This window comes from Billgrantia kenyensis, from assembly GCF_013697085.1.
Lineage (GTDB): Bacteria > Pseudomonadota > Gammaproteobacteria > Pseudomonadales > Halomonadaceae > Halomonas > Halomonas kenyensis.
Window position 1 is genome coordinate 1 of record NZ_JACEFT010000060.1, and the last position, 7940, is coordinate 7940.

General features: G+C 55.9%; 5 protein-coding genes and 1 pseudogene. 5 read left to right on the top strand and 1 reads right to left on the bottom strand.

From position 1 onward, the window contains the following. From H1D44_RS20385 to H1D44_RS20405, 5 genes are all read left to right on the top strand, one after another. On the top strand, positions 1-1560 hold a 1560-nt coding region (locus H1D44_RS20385; protein ID WP_244964856.1), incomplete at its 5' end, for a type VI secretion system Vgr family protein. A gap of 3 nt (positions 1561-1563) precedes the next feature. After that, complete coding sequence (locus H1D44_RS20390; protein WP_181517104.1) at positions 1564-2493, top strand: hypothetical protein; 930 nt, start codon at positions 1564-1566, stop codon at positions 2491-2493. Between the two features lie 91 nt (positions 2494-2584). Continuing rightward, positions 2585-3718, top strand: a complete 1134-nt coding sequence (locus tag H1D44_RS20395) for a WD40/YVTN/BNR-like repeat-containing protein (protein ID WP_181517105.1) — start codon at positions 2585-2587, stop codon at positions 3716-3718. 88 nt (positions 3719-3806) lie between these two features. Then, positions 3807-5336, top strand: a complete 1530-nt coding sequence (locus H1D44_RS20400; RefSeq protein WP_181517106.1) for an RHS repeat-associated core domain-containing protein — start codon at positions 3807-3809, stop codon at positions 5334-5336. A 136-nt stretch (positions 5337-5472) separates the two neighbouring features. Beyond that, positions 5473-6540, top strand: a complete 1068-nt coding sequence (locus tag H1D44_RS20405) for an outer membrane protein assembly factor BamB family protein (RefSeq protein ID WP_181517107.1) — start codon at positions 5473-5475, stop codon at positions 6538-6540. A gap of 134 nt (positions 6541-6674) precedes the next feature. Here the strand turns inward: H1D44_RS20405 and H1D44_RS20410 are convergent. Further along, positions 6675-7728: pseudogene (locus H1D44_RS20410) on the bottom strand (IS481 family transposase). Positions 7729-7940 lie beyond the last annotated feature (212 nt).

The window sequence follows — 7940 nt, forward strand, 5'->3', positions numbered from 1 at the left end:
CACGGCCGCGCCGGGGGCACGCCGCCGACGCGTCACGTGCGCAAGCTGCAGCAGCATGCCCGGGTCGCCCCGGCATCGACCACGCTCAAGGACTACTCGTTCAAGCAACCCGCCTACGATCAGCTGCATGACCACGCCGCACGCGATCTCGAGATGCACGGCCAGCGTGGCGTCGTTGATACAGGGTACGAGCATTTCGACTACCCCGGGCGCTACAAGGCCGACGCCTCCGGCCAGGCCTTTACCCGCATACGTCTCGAAGCGCTGCGCCGTGGTGCCAACACCGCCGACGCCGAGAGCGACCTTCCCGAGCTTGCCCCGGGCACCCGTTTCACCCTTACCGACCATGATCTCGACGAGCTCAACCGTGACTGGCAGGTGCTCGGCGTGGTGCACCACGGCAGCCAGCCCCAGGCGCTGGAAGAGGACGGCGTCACGCAATCAGATAGTGCCGGCATGACCCGCTACCACAACGAATTGGTGCTCATGCCCGCCGACCAGGCCTGGCGCCCCGAACCCAACCCCCGGCCTCGGGTTGATGGCCCCCAGATCGCCTTCGTCGTCGGCCCCGAAGGCGAAGAGATCTATTGCGACGAGCACGACCGGGTCAAGGTGCAGTTCCCCTGGGATCGCTATGCCGAACCCACCGAAACGGCCAGCGCCTGGCTGAGAGTGAGTCAGGACTGGGCCGGCGGCGGCTACGGCAGCATGGCGATTCCGAGGATTGGCCATGAGGTCCTCGTCAGCTACCTGGAGGGCGACCCCGATCAACCGCTGATCACCGGACGGATCTACAACGCTGCCAGCACGCCGCCCTACGAACTGCCGGCGCACAAGACCCGCACCGTCATCCGCACCCAGAGTCATCAAGGCGAAGGCTTCAACGAACTGCGCCTGGAGGACGAAGCCGGCCAGGAGCAGATCTGGCTCCACGCCCAGAAAGACCTGGAGCTGCTCACCCATAACGACCGCACCGAAGAGATCGGCAACGACAGCCACCTCAGCGTGCACCGCCACCGTATCAGCGAGATTCACGCCGACGACCACCTCACCGTGCGCGGCCAGCGCCACCTCAAGGTCGACGGCGACGACCACCTCATCGTCGGTACTACGCGCCACGAAAAGACCGCCCGCGCCCAGCTCGTCGAAGCCGGCCAGGAGATCCACCACCAGGCCGGCAGCAAGACCGTGATCGACGCCGGCGCCGAGATCACCCTCAAGGCCGGCGGCAGCTTCCTCAAGCTCGACCCCAGCGGCATCACCATCAGCGGTGTCCAGGTCAAGATCAACTCCGGCGGCAGCCCCGGCTCGGGGAGCGGGCAGGGGGCGGCGGACCCCTTGTTACCGGTGGGGGCAGAGGGGCTTGCCATGGGCAGCTATGATCAAGCATTCGTTATTACCTGGGCGGGCACCAATATCCCTGCCGCCAACATGCGCTATCGGATGACCGATGCTCAGGGCAAGGTCGTTCAGGAAGGGCGAACCAACGAGTTGGGCGAGACCGAGTTAGCACAAAGCCAAAGGCCAGGACGGCTTCATATCGATATTCTGGAGGATTAAGTCATGACATCGCTTGAGCGAGTACTGGGCGGAGCGGATGCAGCTTATACCCCAGCGGACGATACGGACCGTGTCGAGGTGCCACTGCATATTTGTGACAAGCAGGTGCCCCCTGCTGCACAGAGCATTCTAGGTCGATGTGAATTCTACTACCGGCCACTGCACGGCGAATATATCGAGAAAAGCGGAGTATCGACTTGGGAGGCCCTTAAGGCGTGGGCGTCACGATGGAACCCCGTCGACGATGTCATCGTTTTTCGGCGTCTGCTGAGCAAGCGAGAGCAGCTAATCATGCCTGAAAGTGATGATGATGATTGGTCTCGACACGCTAATTTCATGATGCGTCATATTGGCTGTGGTCACCAGCCGCCCGACTATTACGTGAGTTACGGGTATTACTATTGCTCCACCTATGGTGAGAGGTTAAGGCCGCGATTAAGCGTGCAAGGAAAAGATTGGTTGGATAAAGCAAGAAAGGCACTTCAAGAGAATATCGAAGATGGCCTTGATGATAATATGAGTGGTGATCAAATTGAGGTGCATAGTCTGCGCTACCCCAATCGTAGTGTTGCTATGGAAGTTGCCCAGTATGAACTTGAGGTAGACAATGCTACTTTCAAGACGTTTGCCTTTAACACCCATGTTCCAGCTTATCTCGATGCTGGGCTGGCAGACCTTCGCCTTGATGATTTGGCTAAAATAGGTGGTCAGCCTGACGTTGAGGAGTGGTTAGACGGTGAGACTTGGCGGCAAGCCGTCGACAGTGGTGTGGAGGTGTACGGTGAAAAAGGAATAAGAGGCATCGCTCTAGAAGGCGTTGAGATTGTTGGTGAGGTGGCGGTAGATACGTATAATAATGTCGCCGATTCGGTACGGAGTGCCGGCGATGCCGTTGAAAATGCTCTACGTTCATTGATTCGACGCCGACGCTAAGTGAGAAGATATTATGCGATGGTTATGGCGAGGGTTGTGTTTAGCAATTGTGGTTATCCTAGTGATAGGGTATGGCTTTGGAGGCGAAGGGATGTGGAGCAAGGTTAGCAATGAATTTATGAGAGAAGATAAGCCTTACGGGGTCGGGGATTTTCGTATTTACGAAAAATCTGTGATCACAATGAAGCTAACCAAGCCTGAAACTACTTACAAACCAAGAACAGATGAAGAAATTGAGGCTGGAGTCAGTCTCGAGTATAGCGAATCTTGGATGGCGAGCCCATCAGAGCGAGCCAATCGTCGTTCAGTACGTATTCTAGCTGGAGAGTTGGATAGCCAGATATCCTCGCGCTTTGAAGAGCCGGCCCAACAGGCTGATTGGTGGCTATCGCCAAACTGGGACACTATCTATCTGGCCACTGGCTGGACGGATCGTACCCAAGAGAATATACCCGGACAACGTTTCCTGCCTCAGCTTACCCAGCTTTTTAAGTCCACTGACCAAGGTCAGGAGTGGGAAAAGCTCCGCTGGCCTGAGGACCAGAACATTACCTTCCTGCGCTTTATCGATGCTCAGCGCGGCTATCTGATCGGCTGGGGGCCCAGAGTCTGGCGTACGAGAGATGGTGGTGATCATTGGGATGAGCTGCCGGTACCTGAAGGTTCCCGAAATCCGGAGAACCCTCGCCAACAGTTCGATTTGGTAGCACTTGGCCAGGATAACGTGCTACGTATGGCTTTCTATGATCACGCCGCCGATGTCAGCCGGATCCACGCGCTGCCTTGGGGCGAGGACACTTCCGAGCAAGCCTTCACTATCCCCGGCCATGTCGTAATGGATATCGCTGCCAATACGGAAGGCAATGTCTACGTGCTTGCTACTCAAGGTGCTCCATACTTCTCACTTCCCTCAGATGAGCGAGACGCGCCTCGACCAAGCGTCGTATGGAGCTGGAATGAAGATACCCTGCATGAACTACACGAGTTCCCGCCTGAGCTGAAAGGCTACGCATTATACCTGACCCCGAGCGATGGTCTGCTATTCGATGGAATTGATGAATCCAGTTTACTGAGCCGAAATGTTACCGCAGTCAGTTACGATGGGGGCGCAAGTTGGAAAATCGAGGATGAAGGCAGTAGCTCGCAAGGTGCGTATTACGACGTGCAGACCGGCACCCGCTGGAGAGTGGAAGGATATTCTCTTTATCGGCGAGAGATTCCCTGAATGAGCATAAGATGGCTCACTCAATGGCTGTCTTCAAAGTCCTGATACTGTTTGATTCACACTCCTCATCGCCGGGGAAGGCATCTGTTTGTCTTCCTTGGCGGTAGCGTGGCAAGCCAGCCGCTACGGCGAGCTGCCCGAACTCGCTTGGCACACCTACGGCAGCGGTCACCTGCACGGCCTCAGCGCCCCTGGCCTGGGCCTCGAACTCGCCCTCGAACCCGATGCCCTGCACCGTGAAACCCAGCGCCGCCTGAGCAGCGCCGATCAGCCCCAACCGCTGATTCTCGAGCGTGGCTACACGGCACTTGGCCAACTGGATCACCTCAGCCTGCGCGGCCCCGGCAGCGCCAAAGGCGAGCAGCACTACCGCTACGATGCCCTCGGCCGGCTCAGCTTCCGCAGTCAGGGCAGTGCCAGCCCGGTCATCGCCTATAGCTACGACGCGGCAGGCCGTCTGATCGCCAGTCAGCACGGTGACCGCGCCCACCGCTACCCGGTAGATGCCGCCGGCAACCGCCTCGAAGGCCAAGCCAGCGCTCAGCCTGACAACCGCCTGACCCAGCTCGACGGTGCCCGCTATCGTCACGATGGCACCGGCAACCTGATCGAGCGCGAGGCTCCCAATGGCGAGCGGCTCAGCCTTGGCTACGACGGTGCCAACCGCCTGGTACGATTGACCCGTACCAGCGCCCAGGGAGCGACCGAAGAAGCCCGCTACCGCTACGACGCCCTGGGGCGACGCATCAGCAAGACCGTCCATCACGCCAATGGCACGACCGCCACCACCCACTACGGTTGGGATGGCGACCGGCTCGTGCACGAAGCGAAAGAGCGCCACCAAACTACCGTGGTCTACGAGCCCGGCAGCTTCGTGCCCATGCTTCGAATCGACCAGGCCGGTGATGGCGCAGCCAAGCAGATCAGTGCCTATGTCACCGATGCCCTGGGCACACCCATGCAGCTCGTTACGCCCCGGGGCGACACCCTGTGGCAAGCCCAGCCCGACGACTGGGCCGCGGTCACCAACGAACAGGGTCGCACCGCCCAGCCGATCCGCTTCCAGGGTCAGTGGTACGATGAAGAGAGTGGGCTGTACTACAACCGGCACCGCTATTACGACCCACAGCAGGGCAGGTACATCAGCCAGGACCCGATTGGCCTGAATGGCGGTACCAACCTGTATGGTTATGTCAGCAACCCGACCGGAATGGTGGATCCGCTGGGGTTGTCTGGGCTTCGATTGCTGATAGGAGCAGAAAAAATAAGAGGTGACGCTTGGTGTGCGGCGCAATATCTCGCAGCAGCAAGTAGCGTATCTCAGCTCCCCGCAATCGTGGAGCAGCAACTTGACATGGCTGATGAAGCAAGGACTAGCCAAATTCGTGGTTGTGAGAGCGACAAATTCAATAGGCAGGTTTTAACCGGTTTGCCAGCAGAAGGAGAGTACAATGCGTGCTTGGATCAAGCTGATAGGCAGTACCAAGATAGGGTTGTAGAAATTGCTCGGCAAAATTCATCACGGCATACTGCTATTGATGGTCAGCTAAGGGGTATATACCAAAGCTGCCTTGAGCCTTCGATTGGTGATCTAGAAGCTCCGAGTAAACGTAGGTAAACTAGGTGTTGAATTTGAAAGGGTCATTTGTTATGGCGGCTGATGAAAAGTTGTTGGTAAGAAAAAAATCTTCAGTGCTAATTTTTGTTTTTTTGTTTTTTGTAATGTCGCCTATTTTGTTTCGGCTAATTCTTCGATGTATCAGTCGAATTTAGAAAGAACAGGTGTCTATGATGACGTTGGGCCTGAGAAAGAGCCTATGCTGGCGTGGAAATTTGATGCCGGAGCACCTGTTGTGGGTACAGTTTTAGTTGATGAGGGTGTGGCATACTTTGGCGACTTTGAAGGCGGAGTGTATGCTGCTTGTGCAACTGATGGGTCACTTGTATGGGAGAAAAATTTAGGAGGGCAACCCAGCTTTCAAATGGCCCTGAGCGAAGATTTGATTCTTGTTGGCAGGCGATTCTCAAGAGATGATGAGGCAAGCTATCTGGTAGCACTTGATCGTATATCGGGAGAGGAGCGTTGGCGGTTTGAGCCTGACGACCTTTCTGGAATGGACGCACCTACAATTTATGAGGGGAAGGTGTTTTTGACCTCTATGTCGGAGCACGTTTTTGCCTTGGATCTAGAAACCGGGAATGAGCTTTGGAGGCATTCTATACAGGGGGGAAGTCGCCAGCCTCTGGTATCAGATGGTACGCTTTTTATTCAAGATAATGCTCAGTCTATTTATGCTTTTCACGCGGAGACAGGTGAGGTGTTGTGGAGTTTGTCTTCTTTGAGTGAAAAAGAAAATTCTTTTAGCACTCCTGTTATTGATGATTGTTGTATTTATGCCACTGTTGTTGGGCGTGATGAGTCATCGATTTTGAAGATAAACAAAGAAAATGGAAGGCAGGAGGATTCTTTTGTTATTGAGTTTCCAGCTATGGCATCATTAAGTTTGGTTGATGATGTTATATATTTTGGTGATTATGCTTTGGGTGATGGTAGGTCAGGTTATATGAACGCCCTTAGCGCTATTACAGGTGAGCTTCAGTGGAGGTTTGAGACAGCAGGTAGTATAAATTCCGCAGTTGCGATTGCTGGAGATATGATTTACTTTGGCAGCCACGACCATCATTTGTATGCTATTGATCGCCATGCCGGTGAATTGAAGTGGCGTTACGAAACGGGTGCAGGTATAGCATCCGCTCCAGCTGTAGTCGATGGGCGTGTTTATTTTGGCAGCATCGATGGCCATGTTTATGTTTTGGAGTGACGACCGCATCGCTTCTCTAGATATAATTGTAAATGGTGACATTGAAGCATAAGTGGGCTTGGCTTAAGTTGAGATATCACGGGGTGTACAGTGATGGTATTCACCTGACACATGCCCCCATGGGCTCCCTATAGTTAAGCAGTGTTTTCTGCCGTTTTCCTGGATTCCTTCTTCGTCGCTTTGGGGAGTCCTTTCTTGAAGACGGCATAAGGCGTCGCCCCCTTCATGTTGCGGCCCTGATGCGGCCGTTTCGTGTTGTAGGTGACCAGATAGTCGTCTAGGTCCTGCTGCATCTCTTCCAGGGCCTCGTACCACTTGGTGCGCCCCTGAATGCGGAAGTGCTCGTCCAACAGGGTGCGATGCAGTCGCTCGACGAAGCCGTTGCTCTGCGGGCGCCGAACCTTGGTCGTGCGGTGCTCGATTTTTTCGAGCTGAAGGAACAGCTCATACGGATGCTGATCCTTACGGCCGCAGAATTCTCGGCCGTTGTCGCTGAGTACCGTGCTGACCTTGGCGTTGTGAGCCTCGAAGAAGGGCAGCACGTCATTATTGAGCACATGCACGGCCGTGATGGGCAGCTTGCTGGTGTAGAGGCGGCCCCAGGCGTAGCCGGCTGAAGCAGTCGATGACGGACTGCAGATAGACCTTGCCAACCCCCTTGAGGGTGCCGACGAAGAAGGTGTCGACGGCGACCAGTTCGCCGGTGTGGTGGACTTCGATATGCCGTTCGCGGAACTCGGGGCTGAACCGCTCCAGGTGGCGGACTTGATCTTCGGTCAGCTCGATCTTCTGCTCGCGTGTAGCCCTCTCGAGCCGCAGTAGGCGTTCATGGCGGGTCAGCAAGTCATGACGCCCCCAGACGCCTCTGACGCCCGTAGAGCTAACTTGAATGCCTCGTAGGGCCAGTTCTTGCGCGACACGAACCGGGCCGTGAGTGGGGAAGGCCAGGCTGTGCTCGAGAATGGCCGTTTCGATCTCTTCGCTGACGCGATTGGGATGCGGCCCCCGCGGCCCTGGGAGCTTGTCGATCAGCCCCTCAGAGCCGAAGGCTTGATAGTTGCGACGGATTTCATAGAACTGCTGCCGGGAGTAGCCCATGACCTTGCAGGCCTTGCTGACGTTCTGCAGGTCCTTGGCCAGTTCTAGGAGACTGAGCTTGCGACGTGCTACCTTTTCTTCGGTGGTCATAGTCGTTTCCTCATGGTGTTACAGCCGAGCGTCAGACACTCGTTCTATAACCCACGGGGGGCACTATGACCACTTTGCTTTTCAGCGGCCGACTGTCAGGTAAATACCGTCACACTTCACCATATGCGCTGCCTAAAAGATGGCGGTCTCAATGACCAAGTGCAACACCTGACCCATCAGGTATCGTGTTGCCATGCCTCATTGCTATCGCC